The following is a 23,775-nucleotide window of genomic DNA, read 5'->3' as shown; positions in this document are numbered from 1 at the left end:
TGTCAATACTGTATTAAAAACACCCCGGAAGCATATGACTCATTGTTGCATATACTTTCGGGGCATTCTGGTTCAAATTATTTTTTATGCTACATAGCTGCAATTACTTCCATCAGCTCCTTATTCGGGATGCAGACCTTCCCATTTTCATAACTCAGGAAACCATAAACAACCATAGCTGAAAAAATCTCGTCCTTTGTCTGCAGGTTCATGGAAGTGGCCGCATACTCCTGAATTTTGGCCGGTATGGAAACACCGGATACCATAAGAACCAGGTCATCCCGGACATCATCTACATTATGTTCGATGTAATAGTAAATCTCATCATAAGGCCCGGCACTGGTCCAATAATTCCCCAGATTATTATTCTGCAACGAGAGGACGACTGAGCGTGGGTTATAAACCCGCTCTCCCCCATAGGTATGGTAGCCATCATACCAGTTTTTCAGGTTCTTTCTTGTTACCCTTTCTCTTTTCTCTAATGCCTGATACTTTGCGTAAAGCTTATCCACTTCTGTTTCCGTAAAGCCAAAAGTCTCGCTGAACCGCTCTTCCGTTATCATCGTGTATTCCATGAACATATTCAGTTCTGAACCGCTCGAATACTTCGCGATAGGAAGGATGCCCGTCATATATGCCATAAGCACATAGGGCCTGTCTTTTAGCAGGCTTCGTAAGAACAGCAGATATTCTTTCTTATCTTCCTCTGTCACAAAATCCTGATGGAAAATATAATCCCATTCGTCCAATACAAAGATAAAACGTACGGAAGGATCTTTTCTGTAAATACTAAGCAGAATATCAATAACATCCTCTTCTTCATCTGTTTTCAAACTGGGATATTCCGCCCTCAAATCTTCTACCAGCCATCTTTCTATCCGTCCAATATACTCCTCATAGGAAGTGCATTTTCTCGAAATGTCATTAAAAGAAATATGAATGACGGAAAACTGGTTCCGGTATTTGCTTAAGTATCATTCCATTTCCGCGTCACTTCTGTATTTAAATCACATATAAATCGCTGCAAAAAGATACAAAAAGATACATTTCTCTGAGATCGTCTGATTCTATATTGCTTTTTATTTCAAAAACCTCTACAATAAAATCAGTAGTTCTCAGGAGGAAAGTCTATTGAAAAAGATGAAGAAACATACCTCGGGTTTTACCTTAATTGAATTAATTGTTGTTCTGGTAATACTTGGAATCCTTGTGGCTGTTTCCGTACCGGCCTTCTCTGGGTACCTCAACAGGCAGAAGGAAAAAGAAGCAATCTCGGAATGCAGATTGATTGTGGCTGCTACACAGAGCGCCTATATGGATATATACGCAAAGAATGACAGTACACTGAAGCCCAATACCGAAGAGATTTTAAAAGAAGTCGGGGTAGATGGGAAGATTATAGGTGCTGATTTCGATGAAAAGACGCGTAAGATCACAACACTTACCTATCTTGCAGAAAATAAGCTGTGTGTTCTGTATAGAAAAGATGAGGATGTGAAATATGTGATTACTGATGACCAGACCGGCGATATATTAAGTAATCTCGAAAAATTTATAAAAAGTTATCAGGATTTTACTGTGGATTGGTTATCATCTCCTAATAGTAATAAATACGCTGGAAGGGAAACTTTAACCCGCCTGCTAATAGAAAAATATGGCTTACTTCCTTCTGTAGATTCCACCTTAATCCCTGACCGTTATACCAATACATCCCTCTATTGGCAGCCATATTATATAGCCAACAATAAAACTGGTTTACAAGGCTCTACATCTACACTTTTACTTGCAACACCTAATGATGGCAGCGGGAATCTTAGTAATATTCAAAATAGCTGGAAAGCATATATGATTTACTTTGAAGGTGTCGTCTATGTATTGCCTGAAGGTTCTGAAAATGCACCTATAGGAATGAGCGATATGCACACTGTGCCACAGACTTCGGAAGGAATTACACAGCATATTAAAGACCTTGGTTTTGTTCCTGCTAATTAATACCGCCTTCAAATTCAAAAATCCCGGAATGCATATTATAGTTATTTATATGCTTCCGGGATAATTTTTTTATATTAGATTACAATAATGATATCAGTGAAAAACTCTGCTACAGATACTGCGTCAGGTCATGCACATCATTCGTGTACTTCTTGGCATTTTCTTTCGTAATAATCCCTGTCCGCACAAGTCTTGCGAGGTCCGTATTCAGTGTATGCATCCCGTGTGCCGCCCCGGACTGCATGACCGTATTGAGCTGGTGGCATTTGTTTTCCCGGATCAGGTTGCAGACTGCGTCCGTCCCGATCAGGACTTCTGTTGCAGCAACTCTCCTTTGCTGGTCCTGCGTTGGTATCAGGCACTGTGTCACGACACCGTTTAATATGGCGGAAAGCTGTGTCCGTATCTGGTTCTGGCTCTCGGAGGGGCATGCATCAATAATACGGTCTATTGTCTGGGCCGCCCCGGTTGTGTGCAGTGTAGACATGACCAGATGGCCTGTCTCGGCCGCTGTCAGTGCTGCTGAGATGGTCTCATAGTCCCTCATCTCCCCTACAAGAATTACGTCCGGGTCTTCACGTAGTACGGAGCGCAGGGCAGGAGCAAATCCTTTCGTATCTATGCCGACTTCTCTCTGGTGGATAATCGACTGATTCTCTTTGTATACATATTCTATCGGGTCCTCTATCGTAACGATATGTTCTGCCCGTCTCTCATTGATATAATTAATCATGGCCGCAAGTGTGGTAGATTTACCGCTTCCGGTCGGCCCTGTCACCAGTACAAGCCCCCTCGGCTGCCTGGCAAGCTGCCGGAGGACATCCGGGAGCTTCAGTTCTTCCAATGTAGGGATATGATTGTTCAGCAGCCTGATTGTAGCCGCCACCTTTCCCTGCTGGCGAAAAATATTGACACGCTGTCTGTTGCCGTCTTCTGTCTGGATGGCAATATCAATATCCTCCCCTTTTTCGAACAGCGTCCTGTTGTGTTCCGATAAGACAGACAGGATTGCCAGCCGTGTTTCTTCCGGCTGAGTGTCTTCTTCCATCTTCATGAGCCTTCCCTGTATGCGGAACCGAAGCGGCAGTCCCTCTGATATATGAATATCCGAGGCACCTTTCTCCCTTGCAGTTTCTATGATCTGAGCAATTGTATTCATACCCACCTCCAAATAAATCTATGCATAATAAGCTACTTTCCATAATTCTTCCATTGTAGTTACGCCTTCCCGTACAAGGTTAACCCCCTGTTCCTTCAGCGTGTGCATATCCTGATTCTGAATCAGATAATCTTCCATCTCCTCCATGCTTGCCCCTGTGGTAATCATGCGGCGTATCTCTTTTGTAATTACCGCGATCTCATGAATAGCAATTCGTCCGACATAGCCAGTATTATTGCATTTTTCACAGCCGCACGCCTGCTTTACATACATCACATCTTCACCCAGCACAGCCCTGTCTGCTGCTGTCGTTTCTACCACTTTCCCACAGTCCGGGCATACACGCCGCATCAGTCTCTGTGCAACAACCCCGACGAGTGAATTTGCAATCATGTATGGTTCGATTCCCATATCGATCAAACGTACAATAGAAGAAACCGCGTTATTCGTATGGAGCGTAGAAAGTACAAGATGGCCTGTTATGGCGGCCCTGACAGAAATAGATGCCGTCTCAGAATCTCTTGTTTCCCCTACCATGATAATGTCCGGATCCTGCCGCAGCAGTGCCCTGAGTCCTACCTCGAATGTAAGGCCAGCCGTGTTATTTACCTGCATCTGGTTTAATTTCGGCATATTCTTCTCCACAGGGTCCTCGATCGTGGAGATATTCACGCTCCGCTTTGATAAATATGCCAGAATCATATATAGCGTTGTTGTTTTTCCCGAACCGGTAGGCCCGGTCAGATAAAGGATTCCATTAGGGGAATTTAATAGTGGTGCGAACTGTTCATAATCATGTTCGTTCATGCCAAACGTATCATTATGAAGTATCTTTGTATTGCCGCTCAAAAGTCTTAAAACGGCTTTCTCACCAAATACAGTCGGGATCACAGATACACGGATGTTTACATTTTCATTTTCCAGTTTAATCTTAAAATGTCCATCCTGCGGAACACGTTTTTCAGCAATATCCATTCCCCCCATAATCTTAATACGGGCAATGATGGATGCCTGCAAGGTACGTTTCAGGGTGACATATTCAGTAATTGTACCGTCCACACGCATGCGGACCACCGTCTTGTCTTCGAATGGTTCAATATGGATATCACTTGCATTGATATTATAGGCCCTTATGATTAATGTGTTCAAAAGGCGGATGGTAGGCGCTTCGCTGTCCATGTCACCGTCGATATCATAATCAGACAGTTCCAGTTCATCCAGATTCTCATCAGAGCTTTGATTTGCCTGTTTTGCCGCCTGCTTCGCGGAAACCTCTGTATAATAATATTCCAGCGATTTCATAAGCGGAGCCAGTTTGGACAGCTTGATATCCAGATGCATACCGGTCAACTGACGAATATCCTCCAGAGCATAGAAGTTCAGCGGATCATTCACGATCACTGTAAGATTATTGCCGCTTATGGCAATGGCTAAAATATGATATTTCATTGCCAGCTGGCGGGGAATCTTTGAGACAGCTTCCACATCCACTGAGTACCGGGACAGATCAATCACATCCAGCTGAAGCCTTTCCCCCAGCGCCACAAGAACCTGTTCCTCCTGAACATAGCCCAGACTAATCAGAATTTCTCCCAGACGCCGGTCTTTATGTTCCTTCTGATAAGCAAGCGCCTCCTGTACCTGTTCTTCTGTTATGTAACCATACTCCTGCAAAACTTTACCAATCGGAATATTTTTCATCATCTGCCCTACTTTCCTGATTTTCTTTCCTATATTAAATCACCCGGTCATTATTTCTCACACATGTAGACTTCCAGTCCCAGGTCCAATGTAGTCATATCCACAGCTGCTCCTTCTGTAGTCTCGGCAGCCTCTGAGTCTATATGAAATGTCTGGATACGCACAGACGGATATTCCTGATTTACAACATCAATCAGGTGCTTTGCCTGCTTAAGTGTCCCTGTAACGGTCACATTCACCTGAGAAGCATATACCGTCGACTGCGTCTGCTCCACAGACTGCGCGCCATCTGACGAACCAGAGTCCGTGCTGCCGGCACCCTCCCCGCCTTCGGCAGTCATTGCCATTTCCAGTCCCATTGTTGATGCAAAATACGGATTCACCTCAGCCACATAAGACTTACTGCTGACTTCCAGATCCCGGGATTCCATCCCGTTATTCAGTATCATTTTCGTAATCAGTGCTTCTATCTCATAGGACTGCATCATCGGGTAATAATCGGCCACCCTCTGTACAAATTCTTCGTCTGCATCTTTCAGTTTCTCTTCCAGAGTCCCTTTCGTATCAATTGCAAGCTTCATCTCCATCGCCTGTGTATCCACTTCAATGCTCTCTGACGCAAGGTCAGACTTCGCCTCCAGCTGCGGAATGATCAGGAACTTGATAAACAATGCGGCTATCAGAACTACCGCAAGTATACTGAGCAGCTTCTTATCTCTTTCTGTGATTGTAAATGTCATAGCCTACTCCTTCCCTTCTACATTCCTGCATGTTCACTCAAATATCCATTTATCTGAATGTCATATTTTCCGGCATCCTCTGTGTAATTATATCCGGAATATTCCAGATCTGCGAATACATCACTCTTTTCCAGCCTGTTGATAAATGCATGGATCTCGGTTACCTGGGCGGCCATCGCCGTGAATTCATAGGTCCCTGTCTCAGCATTATATGCATCTATCTGAATCGTCACCTTATCCTCGGCACAATTCAGAATCGCCTGCTCTACCTTGCTTCCCGGCAGAGGATAGGTCTCATTCACGTCACTGATCAGCTGCGCCTCCCTGATTTTCCCCTGTACCTCCTGCAGCTGGTTCTCCAGCTCCTTAGCCTCGGCAAAAGCACTTTGGTTTTCCTCCGATTCTATATATGCTTTCTGCTCATTAATCTGGCTGCGTTCCATATGATTCGTAATAAACAGCGGCACGGTAATGACCAGACAGACTGCCAGAGTAATGCCTCCCGGCAGTACATATTTCCATGCAGAAGCATTCTCTTCCTTCCCTTTATGCCCCATCCTTTTTAAAAGATTAATATCATTTTTCTCAGCCAGAAGATTACCAATGGTATAACAGTAATTTCCAAGAATATTATTCTGCTTTGCATACACAAGTTCTTCCCGCAGATTCTCACGGTCAACCGTCCCTATCATTTCCACACTGCCCGGATCAATTACTTCCAGGTCCAGTCCTTCCAGCATCCGTGCAGTTTCATCGTAGTCCTCCTGCTTAAAACCGCTGATACACACTTGCTTCATGTCTGCACGCTTCAGTTCTGACGCACTGAACTGCTGGACATTGCTGACACGCTGTGCAACTTCTGCCGCAAAATCACGAGTCCCGTGTTCGCTGAAAATCCGTGTTCTGTTAAAGAACCGGATATGCCCTTCTTCCATCAGACAGCAGAGCAGGCTGTCCCCGTCCAGATGAACGGCAATGAAATACTGCCTGCGCATCTGGGGGTGTCTCTGAATAACCTTCGCAATACCATTTATAGAAGTATCCATACTGTCAAGATCAACACCGATTCCCTTAAAGAGTTCCTGATACACTTCCACAAAATGCTGGTTTGCTGCAATTCCGATCAGGTGGATCAGCCCCTTTTTATTCTCAACTTCCATCACTCTATAGTCGTAAACATAATTTTCAGGGTTCTCGAGTTCTGAGAACTCCTTTTTTACCATGTTCCGGATCTTTTTATCGGCCACCTTTGGCAATGTCAGAATCTTTGTATATAACTGGGTACTGTCCACAATCAGGCGGATCCCCTTCTTCGGAAGCTGGTACTCTTTCCAGATTCCTGCAAGCTCTGCCTTCAGCTCATCTTCCGCAATAATAACACCATTAAGAAGCAGGCCCTCCCCGATCTCAAGACTATAACATTTCTGTATCTTAATCTGGTTTTTACTCACATTTCCTACGATTATCTGGACATTACTGCCCGATAAATATACCGAAACTCCCATACCATACTCCTCCTAATATCCCTGCTCTATCGTCGAATAAGACTGATAAATCGGCAAAATCACCGCAACTACCACAAAACCGACTACCACTGCCATCAGGATAATCAGCACCGGCTCCAAAAGTGCAACCAGACGTTCCAGGGCTTTCTCTGCTTCATAATCCAGACTTTCAGCGATCGAATCCAGCATATCATCCAGGCTTCCTGTCTCTTCCCCTACCATGATCGACGCAGCAAGCTTATTCTGAAATCCCTTTACATCCCTCAAAACACGGGAAAGTGGTTCCCCCATCCTGACGCGTCCTGAAACCTTTTCGAACTGGCTCTCTATATAGGCATTGCCGATCGTATCCGCTGCAATCGGAAGCGCATTCACGATCGTAATTCCGCTTCCATACAGCGAGCTTAATGTTCTCGCAAAGCGGGCAGTATAAATCTTCCTCAATAACTTTCCAACGATCGGGATATGGAGCTTGAACTGGTCCTTCAGCCGGGCTGCTGCCGGAATGGTAAACAGCCATTTAAACAGTCCGATGACCGCCACAATGACAATGATAATCAGGTACCAGTATTTCTGAAATGCATCACTCATTCCCATCAGCATCCGCGTAATCAGCGGAAGGCTCTCCATCTCCGCAAACATATCCTCGAACTGCGGCATAATAAAGATAAGGATAAATGCGGACGCACCAAACAGCAGCACCATGAGTACTGCCGGATAGATCATCGCATTCTTCACCTTTGTATTGAGACGGTTTTCTTTCTCATAATGATTGGCCATACGGAGCGCCACTGCATCAATGTTCCCGTTTGTTTCCGCAGAACGTATCATGTTGATCAGCAGAACCGGAAATGCCCTGCCCTGCTGTTCCATTGCTTCTGACAACGAAATCCCCTGAATAATCGCCTCCTGAACAGAGCGGTAAACTTTGGCATACTTTGGCTTCAGGTCCGCCTCCCCTGCTATGATATTCAGTGTACGCACCAAAGATACCCCGGCCGCCAGCAAGGTCCCGAGCTGCCTGCAGAAATCAGCGACAACGGGTGTCTTGATCTTACTGTACCCGTTCTTATCGCCGCCCTTTTTCCGGCAGTCGACCAGATACTTGCCCTCAGCGCGCAGTGTATCATAGAGGGCCTCTTCACTCGCGGCCTCCACTATGCCTTTCACTGTATTTCCATCCATATCTTTTGCTGTATATCTGTATTGAGCCATACTCTCTCCTCCGGCTTCTTAATCACCATTCATTCACAGCGCACCCATTTTTATATAAGAAATCCCATGTACCACTGTATAATCGATTCTCCGGCAAATACTGCCGCCGCAATCCCGACACATAAAAACGGGCCAAATGCAAACTGGCCTTTCCTGTCCTTCTTCTTCGAAGCCAGCAGATAAATGCCATAAATCCCGCCTGTCAGCACAGCCACTAAAAAAGCGACAATGACACACCGCCAGCCCAGAAACAGTCCCGCCGCAGCCATCAGCTTGATATCACCACCGCCGAAAGCCCCAGCGATAACAAGTGCAAGAATCATCATCGGCAGACTGACTGCCAGAGCGCCAATGATTCTCGGCACAATCCCTAATTCCGGGAATAAAACTATGGACGCTATACCACAGGACAGAACCGCAATAACCAGTCCATTCGGTATCTCCAATGTATCTATATCAATAAACGAAATTGCAGTCAGGACTGCAAGCAGGACAAAAACAAGTACCGCCCGCAGAATCCCCTCCAGACTGCCATCCTCTAATTTTCCAAACCAATAAAACGAAAAAACCGCCAGACCCCCGCCAAGCACTTCGACCAGCGGATATCTCACAGATATTTTTGCTTTACAAAACCGGCATCTGCCGCCTAAAATCAGGTAACTGAACACCGGAATCATATCGTATCCATTTAAGACATGCTTACATGCAGGACAGATACTCCTGTCATTGCCAAAAGGCATCTGTGCCGGTATCCTGTAAATTAGAACATTTACGAAGGAAAACACGGACGCCCCCATAAAAAATATAATAATATAAAAAATCCACATCACTGTTGTCATTGACATTACTCATCCTGTCGTTTCATCTTAATAACTTCAAAAATGTCCTTTGCAGACATCGCCGCAAAGGACATTGTGATTGCTCTTGCATCGTGTACGTTAGCCTTCAATCATGCTGTTCAATTGATACACGTTCCATGTTCCAGATTCACCATCTGTATCCTCATATATAACAAGACAATTATTCTCTCTATATACAAGCTTCTTTACCCGGAAGGAATTTGAATCGAATATGATGTAGTCTATCTCACCCTCACATTCGGAGAGTTCTTCCACCTCACGAATCGCATCCTCTGCAATCCCCCGGTCTTTTCTGTTAATCGTTATATCGCTGGTATTTCCCTTGTAGTCATATGCAACTACCGTGACCGCCAGCCTCACATTCTTTGCATGGCGCAGTGCCCAGCGGGCATCGCTCTTATGTATGTAGTGGAATGTAACTGGGAAGATGATGGAAATTAGTATGAGTATGATTAAAAGGATAATTGCTATATCTAATTTCACATTTGACTTCTTTTCTAGCTTCTCATCTTCCAACTTTTATAACCTCTTTAATGATTCTAAAATTTGTAACTCTTAGTCAGTTTCAACCTTCGAATTTGCAGTAATATGATCTGAATCCCATACATAATCATTCATCACTATAGTATACTTTGTTCCTGTATACGTCATAGATTTTACTTTATTATTCTCATCTAAAGTAACGTCTGATATCTCTCCATTAACTTCTGCAAGCTTTTTAGCCTCATCCAATTTTGCACTTATATCTGTTCCTGCTGTTTGGTTAGTTTCATAGCTTTCAGATGCAATAGTTTGAACAGCCATCTGTGCACTTCTTGCCTCCGCCAACACTACCTTCTGATCTGCTTTCTTAATGTACCCTGTCAATGAAGGCACCAGCAGTGCAATCAGTATACCAAGGATAACCAGTACTACAATCAGTTCTACCAGTGTAAAACCTTTTTTGTTTTTTCTTAACTCTTTCAATTTCTGAACCATGAGAATCGTCTCCCTTTTCTTTAATTATAAGCTCTTGCCTATTTATTCTTATTATATTTTTATTCTGAGCAAAAGTCAAGAACTAAGCCTACTTTGTCGTTTTTTGTTGAATTTGCCATGCACCCCTTCAAAATGCCGTGTTTTCGGGCATTTCCTTGTGCACTTTTACTATTCAACAGCCGGAAATTCATCACTTTTGAACCCATCAACATTTACTTTATAACATTCTATAATCTTATCACGGTCATATGTATACCCAGTTTTTTTGTTTTCTAATTTCAAATGTACTTTAATGCATGATGTTCCGTCTTCTCTTGAAAATGAAAGTTCCTGTATACTGTTATTCATATATGCTTTATCTGTAAAATACCAGTCTACAGCATCTTCCAGAATCTCTGTCTTATCTGCCGAGTGCACAGACTGATAATGGAGCAGAAGTTTGTTTATTTCGCCGCTTTCATCTGTCATCATGATGACCTGATGCCCGGTCTGGTCGTCGTAAGCGATTTGGCTGCCGTCATTACTTATGTAGACATTTCCCGTGGCTGCTCCCAGTTCCCCAGTGATTTTTTCGATCAGGATATCACTGACGCTTTGTGCGCGGCTCATACCCGAGACTTTGACAAAGACATTCAAAGCAGGCGAAAGGGTTGCAACAGTCGCTGTGACGAGAATCAGAAGCACAACAAAAGAAACAATCAGCTCTACAAGCGTTGTCCCACTCACCTGACTCTTCCATTTTCCATAATACTTCTTGCACAGTGCCTTCATCCTGTCTCACCTCTTTCCTGTTAAAGCTGCTCAAACACTGCGGGCCGGACTTTTTATTCTCCTGTAGGAATGAACGAATATATGTGATAGCCGTCATTCTCGTAATCCGCTGTGTAGAATTTTAAACTTCCTGCACTTTTCCCATCAATCTCAATCGCAGCATTCTGGGGGGCGGCAGACTTTCCTTCGTCTTGGTTTAAATAGTACCCATTCAACAGTTCATCTACTTCTGACTGGATTTTATCCGCCTTTTGAATCTGCTGCAGGGAGAATACTGTTGTTTTATAAAGCATACTCAATCCGATTAAAAGTATGGAAAATGCAACTATGATTTCTACCATAGTCATTCCCTTTTTGTCTTTTAACATTATGATTCCTCCCCGCTATAATCCCTGCCATGTGACTACCCATTTCCATGTGTCGAGATTCCATTCCTCGTCGCCTGCATCTTCAGGCTTCTTAAGCTCATATCTGGTCGTCACACTGTATTTCTGGTTATGCTGCTCACTCGCCACAATCATTACAAGCACGATTTCACCGTAATCTCCATCCATTTCCCAGTACATGACTGAACTCATATCGCCGAATTTCGTGGTTGCCAGTGAATCCAGATGTGTCGTCAGATGCCGGTAGGCGTCTTCCTTCTCATGCCCGCTTTTGCCCTGGCTGTAATATGGCCACGTATTTCCGTGTATTTCATTATAAAGATAGGTTTTTATTTCCGTGGTCTTCTCAGATGTAATTTCCTGCTCCAGCACCTGACTATATGTAATCGCCGATATCCGGCACTGTTCCTTTGTTGCCGACTGTTGTGACTGGCTCAGCGTCTGATAGGCCATGACTGTCATTGACAACGAGAGTGCCGCGAAAACGCACAGAAGGCAGACTACCATTATCAATGCACTTCCGTCTTGTTTTTTCTGCTTTTGTTTCATAGTCTGCCCTCCTTTCTTATTCTTTCTCCGGCCCCACTAATTCTCTGGTCTTTGTTCCTCAATTCTTGTTTCCCAGTTTCCGGTTTCTTCATTCCATTTTCTCTGCCATTTCATCTGGTTTGCATCCGTATACCGCTGTGTGTCATTTGTCAAGGCTGTAATCGTAACTTCGGATGTAAACAGATATGCATATGGATCATTCTCGTAGTCACCTGCCACCTCATTGAACCCACCTTCTGTTGTTATATCTGGCAGAATAATCTGGAATGTATACCAGCTCTCAGCATCCTTAGTATACTGAATGAATTCTACAAAACCTTTCACTTTTGTCTCGTATTTCATTACAGATTGATTAACAATATCATGTTCATAACCAAATGCAAAGGAGTAGGTTGTCTTGACCGTTCCATTTTCCGTCTGTTCAGATTCAGCACTTATAAGGTCCTGCTCTTCCCAGTATTCCTTACCGGTCTTATCATCTATCCTCTTCTTTGACAGCGTAAAAGGTTTGTCATCCCCCTTAACCAGACGTAGATCATAATTCTTCCCGTCTTTGGTTGAAGTCAAGATCGAATACCCTTCCGCGAATTCAATATCGCTCCATGTAAGCGCATTTTGCTCCACTGAAATCTCTGTATCGTCGACCATACCACCAACCATCGTTACTTTCTGGCTGCATTTCCGGAGAATCTGTTCTTCTGTCAGCTGCACCGCATCCAGTCTCATCTTTGGAAGCGGGAACCGTTTTTCTGCGGACCATTTGGAACTGATTTCATTATCAGAAATAGTCCTCACCTTCACACCCAGATAATAACCGGCATACTCTTTCAGCAGACCAGAATCTCTATTCAAGTTAAATGAACTGTCTTTCAAGGAACCATTCATCACAAAATCGCCTAAGGCCGCTGTCTCTTCCTGTTGACCGGACTTCTCATACAATGCCAGTCTGATTTCATATTTTCCGGCTCCCGTCCGGTCAGGGTCTGCTGCCAGAATCCGGACTCCCTCGTCTTCGAACGCAGCAGAGTCTAAAATATCGGATGCCGATTTATCCAGACTGATGATATTTTCAGATGGTCCTGCCTTTCTTGTCGGGACATCAAAGGAATAACTGATTCCATCAAACGAATTTCTGTAATGTTCTGCGTCTGCCCTTACCAATCCATTCACATAGATCTCTACGGTACATCCTGCGAATGCTTCAAGATTAATCACTGCTGAGGTATCTGAACTTTTCCATTCCGCTGTTTTCACCTTGTTCTCTTCTGCTTTGCCTTCAGTTACATCCTTCGCATAAATCACGTAGGTATCCAGATCCTTCAGCATATTCTCATCCTGATATCCCCTCCATGCTACGGAATAACGCAATTCGTTTTTATTTGTTTCCCCGTGCTCATCTTTCTCCAGTTCCACAGACGGCTGCGTAATCTTCGAAAGCCGGAGTGTTATCTGGTATGACTTTTTGGAGCTGTTACTGAATTTGGTGATCTTATTACCGTTTTTAGTTCCTAACCTTGTAACAGACACATTTATTTTCGAATAGTTCCATGTACTTCCGTCTATTTCGACTGAATGTTTCGTGGTATTCTCAGTCTTTAACTGAACCTCCTTATCTGAGCCAAACGGGATGCCTGTTATCAGAACACTGTATTCCCCCCCGCTTTTATTCTCATCCCAGCTGAATGTATACATTCCTTTGTCTTCCTTATAAGACTCTGAAAGTACAGGTGCCAGCTGTCTGTCTGGTTTCTTTCCATTAGATACTGTAAGTTCTGATGATTTCACCTGTTTTGTAAGGCCGGCCGCAATCACCGGACTGTAGATAATATCATATTTTTCGTCCTCGCTCCTCTCAATGATATATCCACTCTTTAAATTTCCTTTTGTATCATAGATTTCCTTTCTATTACGGACTTCTTCCACTGTCAGGCTTTCCGCCACTTTGTCTGCATAGAACGCGACGTTGTTCTGGCTTCTCCAGGGATAACACCGCACAGTTACATCTATCTTCGGATCTTGTATCTCATCCGGCAGATTGATCAATTGAATAGTAGACGTTCTTTCCGTAAGAGGCGCCGTCACAGAAGATACTGCCACATCCATTTCCAGATCAGAATCATACATAAGCATTTCCACACGATAGATGATCTGTAACTGTCCCGCCGCTTTTGCCTCCAAATCATACGCTACCGAATCAGTCAGGCTGCCGACAAAATTACCAAATGTAATATTTGCCGTATCGTCATCTTTTAGCTGAGTATAGGACCTCGGCCATGTCTGTTTTGAATATTTGATTGAGTTACTATACTTTTCATCTGTACCTGTGTACTCTGCATAATTTATGACAATAATATTATTAGCCGAGCTCTCTTTATACATGTCTGATGACTGCCCTGCCTTTGCAGTGAATGAATAATCCGTATCACCTATAATTGTATGAATCGTTATCTTATCCTGTACGTCCTGCGGATAATCATCTTTATTGTCCAGTATGAAACGATACCCTCTGTTGTTCGTATCGTTCACTTCAAGTGTCATATGTACCTGCGGTATCGCTAAAAACGGCGCAACCGGCAATTTACTTTCCCCATTCTTTTTATACAGCACCCAGTCAGAGTTGTACTCTTCTTTTCCACTCACTGCCCTTACCGATAACTGCAGATATTTGCCATCCCAGTCATCTTCTATTGATATATTGTAACTATTTGCACCGTATACCTGATAAACCTGAGTAACCGGATTCGTGCTTTCCGCGGAATCAAAAAGTTCTGCCTTCACCTCGTAATAATATGCTGACGCATCCTTGTTCCATGAGAGCTGATAGGAACCGCCTTCATCTGTTCTGTTAACGTTCGTCGGATTATTCAGCTTTGCATTGCCATATTTTTGTTCATAATAGGCCAGCAGCTGGCTGTCAATGCTGTTATATAACTCCAGACGTTTCTCGCCTGCGTCTGTCTTATCCGTACAGGCGGTCGGGTCTGCATTAAGGCCTGTCAGTAGATCCTCATCACGTTTTTCTTGGGACAGCCAGTTTTTCTTAGTAGTATACGCTGTATATCCATTATTCTCTTTTATGATAACTAATCTCGCACCTTTTCCAACAGCTTTGTCAGTATTGGGCATAAAATAATAGCTGTCTGCCACTTCTCCGACACTGGCATTGGTTATTGGAGCATTACAGTTTGTCACTCCAAAGCAATCTTTAATCAAAGTCGCTTTAGCTTTGGTTGCCCCTACAATCCCAGACATTTTTGTCTTGCCATAAGAAAGTCCATAGTTCCGGCACTGTATGATGTTATATTTCGCAACGGTATTTTCCAGACTTCCAGCCATACCTCCGGCTCCGCTTTCAGAAGAAGCGTATATCACACCAATATTCACGCACTGATAAATATTCAGGTATATTTCCACACTAGGTTCTGCCGCCATTCCAATCATCCCGCCGACAGCCTTGTCTCCGGTAATTACCCCTTGGTTTGTACACCGTATAATGTCTAATGTCTGACCGCTGTCTATCGCATAACAGTCCCCTACCATACCACCAGTCCGGCCGGAATCTTTCCAGTTTGCAGCAATTTTTCCATGATTTTCACAATTAATAATTGTACCGCCCTTATACTTCCAGCGTCCAATCATTCCTCCCACTGCAACCGCGCCCTCTATATCGCCGTAATTCTTGCAGTCTTTCATAACCCATGAATCAGACAGCTGATTTTCCTGTCTTCCAACCATTCCACCGGTACCTGAAACATTACTACCTAAATTCGCTTTAGTAACATCTGCATAGTTTACAAGCTTCTCTAATGATTTTGACGAATGGTTGTATCCTATAATACCTCCGGTTGCATTATCCGTGGCATGTGAAGTGGCACTTACAGTCCATTTATTACCATCCTTTTTTGTTCCGCCTGTGCTGCTTTCTGCCACAAGAGCCGATACTTCATTGACTCCTGCAAGACCGCCTATATTTCCCTGTGAAATGGCCAGTGTAACAGTGCCTCCCCCACAGTCATTCCCTGAGATAGTTCCCTGATTGATTCCGGCCAGACCTCCTACATATCCGTAAACTTCTGCTTTGACTGTACCGGATTTTAAATTACATCGACTAATGCGGGCATTTAACCCATTTTGTCCGGCAATCCCACCAACACTCACAGGGTCGTTTGCAGCACCTTTAGCGATAATCTCTACAGACTCTGCAATACAGTCCGTGATACTGTTGTCATTTTGGCCCGCAATTCCGCCATATCCGTAACTCCTTCCACCGTCACCTTTTATGGTTCCCGAGTAGCTATAGAAGCTGATCGTGCCCTCATTCAATCCTGTAATCCCGCCCATGTATGCAGATATCGCGGAATCCGAAGTATCCGCGTTAATATCCGCACTGACTTTTGTATAGAGATTCCCGGCACTGCTTCCTTTGACTGTCCCCCGGTTAATTCCCGCAAGGCCTCCATAATATCCGCCCGCTGCTTTTGCAGAGATAGCAACTTTTCCGTCTTTTCCGACCGTACAGTTTTCAATCACTCCGTTTTCTGTATTTAACGCTGTGGTCCCGCCTATCCTGCTGTTGGAGCTGCCTGCAACAGATGTGTATGTAAGTCGGCTCACATCAGATTCTTTTATGATATGATCATTTATGGCTGCAATTCCACCAACATCATTTAACGCTGTGATTGTTCCACTTGCACTGGCAGCTGTAATTTCTCCATAATTAAGTGCCGCAATTCCCGCTGCATTTCCGTTCGAGCTGATTACATTTCCCGTACTTTTCGTAGTATTTATTCTTGCACCCTGTTCTAATATGGCTGTGATTCCGCCGGCATCTCCGGAACGTTCCGCGCGAATATCTCCGGTATTTGTACAGGAATCGACCAGACTGTCATTGATTATCTCGCCTGCAATTCCGCCGGAATACCCCTGTGCAGCTGTTACGGATGCCCCGTTCACGGATTCCGTTATGACACCGCCCTGCTGACTCCCGACAAGACCGCCGACATACTGATCCCCCCGGACCATTGCAGAGGATTTTATGGAGCAGTTATTTAAATCCCCCTCGTTCAGTCCAATCAGGCCGCCTGCATAATTTCCTTCTGATTCAAGCCTGTATCCACTATCAAAAATATGCTCCTGTATGACTGCACCTTTGTGGTTCCATCCTGCCACGCCTCCTGCGTAATTCCCGGAAACCTGAACTGTAAAATTGTACTGTGAATTATTCTTGCCTCTAATCGTGCCAAAGTTCTCCGCTGCCATACCGCCGACATAATCATGTCCTGTCACTGTATTTAATATAACATTACTTGCAAGAGATCCCTCTGTATCATTGCGTCCTACGATTCCACCTACATAGTCTCTGTCACTACTTCCTACTGCGCTTACTGTACATTCATTAACAGCCCCTTTGCACCGCTCCGCAATTCCACCCAGATAAGTCCCCTCTGAAGATATCCTCGCTGATGAATCATTTGAGCATCTCATAATCCATGTTTTCTCTGTTACCAGACCGGTGATTCCGCCTGCGTAGGAATACGCTTTCCCATCTTCCTGTATAACGGACTCAGCAGTTACAGGTGTCTTATTCACTGCATCGACAATATATAATGCCGACCCACTCGCATTATATCCCAGTATTCCGCCGACATGAATCTGTCCTGTAATGCTTCCCAGCCTGTTTACGGTTATTATTTTGTCACTTCCGATAAACAATTCACCAGCAGAAGCTATATCATCATATGATTTCACTTTTTCATATAGTAAGTTATAATCTGCACATGCATAAGGATCACTACTCTCCTCTTCTGAATAGTATATCTTTGCCATATCTGCCAAATCTCCGCCGTCATTTCCGTCTGCCACATTGCGGTTATACCCGACAAATCCGCCCACAAAGGCCGTTCCGGTCACGCCTCCGAGGAAATTATCTGTATTACATAACATATTCACATAAAGATTTTGCAAAGCTGAAAGATTGCCTCCCAATATACCACCGATATATAATTCACCCTTTACCAGATTAGGATTCGCCTCAAGAGATTCTCTGCAGAGCTGCACGGAACGGTTTACCCCGGCATATCCGCCCACGAAATTATTTCCCTTTATGAAACCTCCGGCCAGCATATAGTTTGTTACTACTGCATCTGTGTCGTTATATCCTATAATTCCTCCCACATAATTCTGCCCTGCCACGATACTTACGACCGGGATACTGTTTACTCCGCTGATTGTTCCGTTGTTATAACCTGCCACGCCTCCGGCATAGTCCCCATTCACGGCAATATCATAAGCATTTTCCATTGCACTTGCGCCTGACAGGCTGCCTGCATCTGAGGATGTACGGCAGTCCAGAATACTACCGGCATTATACCCGGTAATACCTCCTGCATATTTTTCTGCTGCAACTACAATTCCTGTATTTTCCCAATTACTTATATTAGAAGAAACATGCTGCTTTGCCGGGACAATCTCATCAATTGTACCTTCTCCCTGCAGATACTTCTGTATATCCCCTTCCAGAGTGGCGTTTGCCCCTACAATACCGCCAACATATCCCTTACCCATTACATAAGTGCGGCTGACTGCGCCATCCCCGTCAAGACCGGACGCCGTGCCTGCTGTCGTCGTATTGATTCCGGCTATGCCGCCCACATAGTAGCGTCCTGTCACATACCCTTTTGCTGTCCCGGCACCTGTACTGCATCCGGTAATCGCTGCGTTTTCGTTGAGTCCTATAATACCGCCCACAAAATCTCCGGTCCATGTACCCGCTTCTGCCATTTCTTCAATTTCCGCCATCTTTTCGCCAGATGGTATTGGGTTACTTGTGCAGTCTTTGATCATAGTCAGCTTGTTATAGCCTGCAATCCCGCCTATACAGGAGCCGCTTCCTTCTACATATCCTGTGTTTTTGCAGTCCTGAATAAGAAGTGTTCTCTCTGCGTTTATAACCCTGTACCGCCCGTACATATATCCAGTAATTCCGCCCACATAGGACTGCCCGGACACACTGGCTCCATTTTTCAGGTTTTCATATATTCTTTCAGTGCCTACTAAGCTGACTTCCTCACCATTTGCAGTCTGTTTTTTGCCGGTGATATCGCTTCCGGCTATACCACCCACATAATCTTTACCCTTTACGACACCTGTAGTCGTAATATCCCGTAAAACGCCCTTGTTCAGTCCACATATGGTACCGACGTAGTCTTTGCCCTCTGCCTGAACCTTCTTTAGGGATACATATTCGACCGTCCCCGCATTATTGCGGAAAATTCCCAATGGTTTTGATTCGGCCTTTGAAGACACAGGCACTTCATACAGAAGCATATTCTGAATCTGGTAAACCTTGCCGCTTTTCTCATCTTTCGCTGTGTACTTACAATCCTCACCGAATTCTTCAATTGGGGGAAATGCCTTCTCTTTTCCTTCTTTCTCAGCACTTACGATTTTCCCCTTATTGAAAACCGATTTCCGGCTGATTATGCCATTTTCCCCGTCCCAGCTGAAGTCTGCCTTTTGCAGGAATATAGTTTCATTTACCCTGTCCTTGTCATTTTTATTTGTTTCTGCAAAACGGATGTTGCTTAAATGTCTTGCATTCTTAACTCCATAAGTTACCGTCTTGCCATCGTCCGTGGTTTTTGTATCTGCAAACAGGGCATTTTCTGTATTCGTCTGTTTCCATGCGCTGGACTTATAAAAAGAACCGCCTGCCTGAACTCTGGCATACAGATTCATCCCTTCCAGACCAAGCCTTTTAATACTGTATGTATCTCCATAATCGGCATCTTTCTTTTCCGACAGCGATGCGGCTTCCAGATCGACTGCATCCAGTACAAGATACATCACACTGTTCTCAGAGGCATACGCACGAAAACGCACATCCTTTAAAACAGCCTTTTTCTTTCCGTCTTCTTCATAGAGCGTCACATTGCACTGGATATACAGCTCATCTTCACCCACGTTGGATGCATTCTGCCTTTTCACGATGTTTTTCGCATCGGGAATATTATTCACTTCCAGTGATGCGGCCATTTTCTTCGTATCTGCATTATATAACTGGATCTTATACTTGAGCTGGTTCGTCATATATTTGTATTTTGAAGTCAGACTCCATTTCACATATAATGTATCGCCATTTACCAGTTCTGCGTTGCTTAACGCTGTCTTTTTCAATGAACTTGGCGCCCGGTCGGATACATCATCCAGCCCATAGTACCCCAACAGCATCTTCTTCCGCGCCTCCACAGAACGGTCACTGATATCATTGGATGTGCCTTTTCCCGGCGCCTGGCCTGCCATGCCATAATAGAAGGAATCCGCCTTGTCGTTATAGCAGACTCCGAGAATAATCCCATCGATCGGGTCAAATTCTACGCAAAAAACGGCATCTAAAATTGTGGCATCATAGACGTAATCGTCTATCATGTCATACACAATTTTATATGCACTCTCTTCTCCTTCTGCAGTCTGCGGAGCCTCCGGCCCCAGAAACAGATAGTAAGCCCTGCCGGTCCCGAAACCGGACGCTCCGTTTTCTATCATATTTTCGGAAAACTGATTGACTTTATATTCACTTTTTTCCATCAGCTCTGCGAGCGCATCCAGCTGCCCGCCCGCCTTCGCCCTTGTGAATGCCGATTGCGCCGCTGTATAAATGGTCTGGGCATATTCGTTATTTTTCTTGAATGTGGCATATCTCTGGTAGGCAATCACCCCTCCTATGACTACACCTGCCAGTATCGCTGTTATGATGAGTGTCACAATCATCTCTACTAGTGTAAAACCTTTTGTATTGTTCTTTATTTTCACGTGATCCATATGTACTCCCTCTTATTTCCCACGACGATCTTTCCCCCGCTTACTTACTTGTTATTATCATACCCTGTTACCCCATTAAAAGCAACAAAAAAAGACGTGCAGACCGCGTTTTCGGGCTGTTTTTGTATTCAGCCATCACTCGCATATCACACGCCTTTTTATTACATTTCAATGGTATAACTTATTGTATATTTCTTATATTCCCAACCATCTGCACTTCAAACACATCCCCATCGTCCGGCACATACAGATTCCCCCTGTAATACTCTTGCCCTTCCTTCGTATACAGTTTCTTCCGCTCTGCCAGATGTGTTTCTTCGGTATGGTAAAGGATCAGGTTCGGGACTTTCAGCTCCTCCGCCAATTGGCACGCTTCTTTCACCGTGCTGTGGTGCTTTTCATAAGGCTTAAATTTATCCGCCTCACCAAACAGGCAGAAAGCCTCATGCATGAGCCAGTCGCTGCCTTTTACATACTCCTCTTCACACGGATTATACGGCTCATCCCCGCAGCAGGAAAGTTTGACACCTTCTTTTGTTATCAGGGTAAAACCAAACTGCTTTGCCTTTGTTGAGCCGATATCAAAGAAAATCACATCACAGTCCAGAATCTTCTTCGTATCCCCGCTCTCAAGGGGGATCAACTGAATACGTTCCCCGATATGCTTTGTCACCTTTTTCTGGATGGTCAGTCCTGTAATTGTCGTGATGACTGGCACAAGGTCACTATGGCAGTAAATCCGTACATCCCCCTCGTATTTTCCCTGATTCATTTTCTGCCCGATCATACGGATGAGCCAGATCAGCCCCAGCAGATGGTCGATATGTTCATGGGTAATAAAAATATCATGGATATCCTGAAGCGGCACGTCTACCTTGTCCAGAATCCCCAGTATCTGGTTTCCTCCTCCTGCATCTACCAGAAAATGTCTGTCCCCGTCAGACAAAACGAAGCAGGTATTATAGCATTTTGTTACTGTGGCATTTCCAGTGCCTAAAATTGTCAGTTTCATGTCTTCCTCCTGATGCTTTGTTTCCGTCCTTCTAAGCTGCTTTCCTTTATTCGTAGTATTTCATCAGTGCCTGTGTCCCGAGTTCCCCATAGCCCTCTGCCTCCAGTTCCTCACAGTTGGCAAGCACCTGGCTTAACACATCAAGACTCAGTTCACTCATATTCGCCTCAATCAGCGCCAGCTTCATGTCCTTGATAAAGTGTTTCATGAAGAATCCCGGCTCGTAGTCCCCTTCCAGAATCTTTGGTCCGAACGTATCCAGCTGTTTACTTCCGGCCGCGCCCGTCGCAACCGACTTCAAAACGGTATCCAGATCCAGACCTTTTGCCTTCGCGTAAGTGAGGGCCTCGCATACCCCGGAAAGTGTTCCCGCTATCATGATCTGGTTGGCCAATTTGCAGTGCTGGCCGCAGCCTGCTTTTCCCTGATAATTGATGTTCTTCCCCATTGCCTCAAACAGTGGCATACATGCTTCGTAGTCTTCCTGATCTCCCCCTACAAGAATTGAGAGTGTCCCGTTTTTGGCGCCTGTGTCACCGCCCGTAACCGGAGCGTCCAGCACGTGGAATCCCTTTTTCTTCCCTTCTGCATAAATCTTCTCCGCAATCTGCGGGCTGGTCGTTGTCATGTCTATCAGATAAGTCTCCGCCTCTGCACTGTCCAGAATATTTCCTTCGTCAAAATAAACTTCCTCTACGTCTTTCGGGAAACCAACGATCGTGATGACCGCTTCACAGCCTGACACACAGCTCTTGATGCTGTCATGGAAAAATGCGCCTTCCGCGATCACATCTTCCACCTTTGTCTTATTCCTTGCATAGATGTGGAGTTCAAATCCCGCCTTCATCAGGTTGCGCACCATTGATTTTCCCATAATACCGACACCGATAAATCCAATTTTTTTCATTTTATTCTTTCTCCTTATCTTTTTTATATTTAAGCCATAAGCTGCATGACCATCTGTATCAGCCAGAAGGCAGTAAACAACAGCATCCCGGCATTGAGTGCCACAACCGCAAACCGCCTTCCCTGCGGAATCATCTTTTCTCCCGGCAGCAGCCGGAAACTTTTCCTGTAGGCAATTAGAAGTGTAATTCCCGCAGCGGCAGTCCCAATCACAGCCAGACTGTATAACGTTATAAGCACGATACCCGGCATCAGTTCCCTGATTTTCGCCATCCCCTCAGCCACATTTGTCTGAAGCAGGCTCGTAGCCCCCGGAAGCTCACTGAAACGTGATGCATTCAGAATCCAGACTGAGACAACACTCCCCACAAAGTTCACCGCCATATGGAGGATGACCGTATATCTGAGCCGGCCGGTTTTTACATAGATAAAAGCCAGAAACAGGCCTAAGAAGAATGCATATGCAAACTGGTTCAGGTTTCCGTGGAACAGCCCGAACATGATTCCTGAAAGTACCACCGCCGTGCCTTCTCCATACACCACCGCACGGTCTATAATCAGTTTCCTGAAAATGACCTCTTCATACACCGGGGCACATAGAACTGTAAGGAAAAACACCGCCCACTGCGCGTTCCCCGCCACCATTGAAGCCACTTCGTTTGTGACCGCCGAACCCTTGAATAATCCGATGAGCATCGTCAGGAAATTCCCCGCCAGATTGCCTGCGTACATGATCCCATAACACATGATTGCAGCCATAATTAACTTTCCCACTGACATCTTATGCACGGCAATCTTTTTCTCTGTTTTCATGCGGCTGACCAGAAAAATCAGCATCGGCATTCCCAGTATATACATCGACAGCATTGGCAGCATCATGAAAAGGGTATTATTCTGCAGTAGTTCAGGCTTCATATAGTGGACCATACCGATGGTCAGGTCCTGCACAATCCATATAATGACCGATCCTGCCAGATACAAAAATCCGATTGTTGAAAAAAAGCGTTTTCCTTCCTTTACTGTATCTATCCCCAAATGTTCCTGCATCCGTATCCTCCTGCTCACTTTTGCTTTCATTTTGTCTTCTTTATTATAACGTCTCACTGCAAAATTAACAATATACATTCCGTGTTATCGATTTTTATGGATTGTAGTCCTTTTTTATGGTACGATGACCATAT

General features: G+C 44.6%; 17 protein-coding genes. 1 reads left to right on the top strand and 16 read right to left on the bottom strand.

Going from position 1 to position 23,775, the window contains the following annotated elements:
• Nucleotides 1-89: 89 nt before the first annotated feature.
• The gene (locus ABIN22_RS07840; protein ID WP_509909730.1) at nt 90-833 is read right to left on the bottom strand and encodes a P-loop NTPase family protein; all 744 of its coding nucleotides are present in this window, start codon (nt 831-833) and stop codon (nt 90-92) included.
• A 307-nt stretch (nt 834-1,140) separates the two neighbouring features.
• Here ABIN22_RS07840 and ABIN22_RS07835 point away from each other — a divergent pair, with 307 nt between their 5' ends.
• A complete protein-coding gene (locus ABIN22_RS07835; RefSeq protein WP_243099325.1) occupies nt 1,141-1,992 on the top strand; it encodes a prepilin-type N-terminal cleavage/methylation domain-containing protein in 852 nt (283 codons plus the stop codon).
• A 109-nt stretch (nt 1,993-2,101) separates the two neighbouring features.
• Here the strand turns inward: ABIN22_RS07835 and ABIN22_RS07830 are convergent, their stop codons facing one another.
• The 15 genes from ABIN22_RS07830 to ABIN22_RS07760 all read right to left on the bottom strand — a co-directional run bounded on the left by ABIN22_RS07830 (nt 2,102) and on the right by ABIN22_RS07760 (nt 23,719).
• Complete coding sequence (locus tag ABIN22_RS07830) at nt 2,102-3,151, bottom strand: type IV pilus twitching motility protein PilT (protein WP_346907772.1); 1,050 nt, start codon at nt 3,149-3,151, stop codon at nt 2,102-2,104.
• Nucleotides 3,152-3,169: 18 nt separating this feature from the next.
• Nucleotides 3,170-4,855, bottom strand: coding sequence for a GspE/PulE family protein (locus ABIN22_RS07825; protein ID WP_346907770.1), 1,686 nt, complete (start codon nt 4,853-4,855; stop codon nt 3,170-3,172).
• Nucleotides 4,856-4,902: 47 nt separating this feature from the next.
• Complete coding sequence (locus ABIN22_RS07820) at nt 4,903-5,592, bottom strand: hypothetical protein (protein ID WP_346907768.1); 690 nt, start codon at nt 5,590-5,592, stop codon at nt 4,903-4,905.
• A 17-nt stretch (nt 5,593-5,609) separates the two neighbouring features.
• Entirely contained in the window at nt 5,610-7,097 is a 1,488-nt protein-coding gene (locus tag ABIN22_RS07815) for a hypothetical protein (protein ID WP_346907766.1), read from the bottom strand.
• 12 nt (nt 7,098-7,109) lie between these two features.
• On the bottom strand, nt 7,110-8,312 hold the full coding sequence (locus tag ABIN22_RS07810) for a type II secretion system F family protein (protein WP_346907764.1): 1,203 nt from the start codon (nt 8,310-8,312) through the stop codon (nt 7,110-7,112).
• 50 nt (nt 8,313-8,362) lie between these two features.
• On the bottom strand, nt 8,363-9,151 hold the full coding sequence (locus ABIN22_RS07805) for a prepilin peptidase (RefSeq protein WP_346907762.1): 789 nt from the start codon (nt 9,149-9,151) through the stop codon (nt 8,363-8,365).
• A 99-nt stretch (nt 9,152-9,250) separates the two neighbouring features.
• On the bottom strand, nt 9,251-9,688 hold the full coding sequence (locus tag ABIN22_RS07800; protein WP_346907760.1) for a hypothetical protein: 438 nt from the start codon (nt 9,686-9,688) through the stop codon (nt 9,251-9,253).
• Nucleotides 9,689-9,727: 39 nt separating this feature from the next.
• Entirely contained in the window at nt 9,728-10,150 is a 423-nt protein-coding gene (locus tag ABIN22_RS07795) for a type II secretion system protein (protein WP_346907758.1), read from the bottom strand.
• A 168-nt stretch (nt 10,151-10,318) separates the two neighbouring features.
• Nucleotides 10,319-10,921 carry a type II secretion system protein gene (locus tag ABIN22_RS07790; protein ID WP_118620858.1) on the bottom strand — a complete coding sequence of 201 codons (603 nt, stop codon included), beginning with the start codon at nt 10,919-10,921 and terminating at the stop codon, nt 10,319-10,321.
• 53 nt (nt 10,922-10,974) lie between these two features.
• Nucleotides 10,975-11,289, bottom strand: a complete 315-nt coding sequence (locus tag ABIN22_RS07785) for a type IV pilus modification PilV family protein (RefSeq protein WP_346907756.1) — start codon at nt 11,287-11,289, stop codon at nt 10,975-10,977.
• A 15-nt stretch (nt 11,290-11,304) separates the two neighbouring features.
• Nucleotides 11,305-11,856 carry a hypothetical protein gene (locus ABIN22_RS07780; RefSeq protein WP_346907754.1) on the bottom strand — a complete coding sequence of 184 codons (552 nt, stop codon included), beginning with the start codon at nt 11,854-11,856 and terminating at the stop codon, nt 11,305-11,307.
• Between the two features lie 36 nt (nt 11,857-11,892).
• The gene (locus ABIN22_RS07775; protein ID WP_346907752.1) at nt 11,893-20,676 is read right to left on the bottom strand and encodes a prepilin-type N-terminal cleavage/methylation domain-containing protein; all 8,784 of its coding nucleotides are present in this window, start codon (nt 20,674-20,676) and stop codon (nt 11,893-11,895) included.
• Nucleotides 20,677-20,857: 181 nt separating this feature from the next.
• On the bottom strand, nt 20,858-21,688 hold the full coding sequence (locus ABIN22_RS07770) for an MBL fold metallo-hydrolase (protein ID WP_346907750.1): 831 nt from the start codon (nt 21,686-21,688) through the stop codon (nt 20,858-20,860).
• 46 nt (nt 21,689-21,734) lie between these two features.
• Nucleotides 21,735-22,595: an NAD(P)-dependent oxidoreductase gene (locus ABIN22_RS07765; protein WP_118620862.1), complete on the bottom strand. Its 861-nt coding sequence runs from the start codon at nt 22,593-22,595 to the stop codon at nt 21,735-21,737.
• Between the two features lie 29 nt (nt 22,596-22,624).
• Nucleotides 22,625-23,719, bottom strand: coding sequence for a CPBP family intramembrane glutamic endopeptidase (locus ABIN22_RS07760; RefSeq protein WP_346907748.1), 1,095 nt, complete (start codon nt 23,717-23,719; stop codon nt 22,625-22,627).
• Nucleotides 23,720-23,775: the final 56 nt, after the last annotated feature.

The organism is Faecalicatena orotica, assembly GCF_905197545.1.
GTDB classification, from domain to species: domain Bacteria; phylum Bacillota; class Clostridia; order Lachnospirales; family Lachnospiraceae; genus Faecalicatena_A; species Faecalicatena_A orotica.
This window is presented reverse-complemented; position numbering and strand designations above follow the sequence as displayed.

Excerpts from the sequence above, each read along its gene's own strand:
- ABIN22_RS07835 (WP_243099325.1), top strand. The coding sequence starts at position 1,141 with ATGAAGAAACATACCTCGGGTTTTACCTTAATTGAATTAATTGTTGTT.
- ABIN22_RS07830 (WP_346907772.1), bottom strand. The coding sequence starts at position 3,151 with ATGAATACAATTGCTCAGATCATAGAAACTGCAAGGGAGAAAGGTGCC.
- ABIN22_RS07825 (WP_346907770.1), bottom strand. The coding sequence starts at position 4,855 with ATGATGAAAAATATTCCGATTGGTAAAGTTTTGCAGGAGTATGGTTAC.
- ABIN22_RS07820 (WP_346907768.1), bottom strand. The coding sequence starts at position 5,592 with ATGACATTTACAATCACAGAAAGAGATAAGAAGCTGCTCAGTATACTT.
- ABIN22_RS07815 (WP_346907766.1), bottom strand. The coding sequence starts at position 7,097 with ATGGGAGTTTCGGTATATTTATCGGGCAGTAATGTCCAGATAATCGTA.
- ABIN22_RS07810 (WP_346907764.1), bottom strand. The coding sequence starts at position 8,312 with ATGGCTCAATACAGATATACAGCAAAAGATATGGATGGAAATACAGTG.
- ABIN22_RS07805 (WP_346907762.1), bottom strand. The coding sequence starts at position 9,151 with ATGACAACAGTGATGTGGATTTTTTATATTATTATATTTTTTATGGGG.
- ABIN22_RS07795 (WP_346907758.1), bottom strand. The coding sequence starts at position 10,150 with ATGGTTCAGAAATTGAAAGAGTTAAGAAAAAACAAAAAAGGTTTTACA.
- ABIN22_RS07790 (WP_118620858.1), bottom strand. The coding sequence starts at position 10,921 with ATGAAGGCACTGTGCAAGAAGTATTATGGAAAATGGAAGAGTCAGGTG.
- ABIN22_RS07785 (WP_346907756.1), bottom strand. The coding sequence starts at position 11,289 with ATGTTAAAAGACAAAAAGGGAATGACTATGGTAGAAATCATAGTTGCA.
- ABIN22_RS07780 (WP_346907754.1), bottom strand. The coding sequence starts at position 11,856 with ATGAAACAAAAGCAGAAAAAACAAGACGGAAGTGCATTGATAATGGTA.
- ABIN22_RS07775 (WP_346907752.1), bottom strand. The coding sequence starts at position 20,676 with ATGGATCACGTGAAAATAAAGAACAATACAAAAGGTTTTACACTAGTA.
- ABIN22_RS07770 (WP_346907750.1), bottom strand. The coding sequence starts at position 21,688 with ATGAAACTGACAATTTTAGGCACTGGAAATGCCACAGTAACAAAATGC.
- ABIN22_RS07765 (WP_118620862.1), bottom strand. The coding sequence starts at position 22,595 with ATGAAAAAAATTGGATTTATCGGTGTCGGTATTATGGGAAAATCAATG.
- ABIN22_RS07760 (WP_346907748.1), bottom strand. The coding sequence starts at position 23,719 with ATGTATATTGTTAATTTTGCAGTGAGACGTTATAATAAAGAAGACAAA.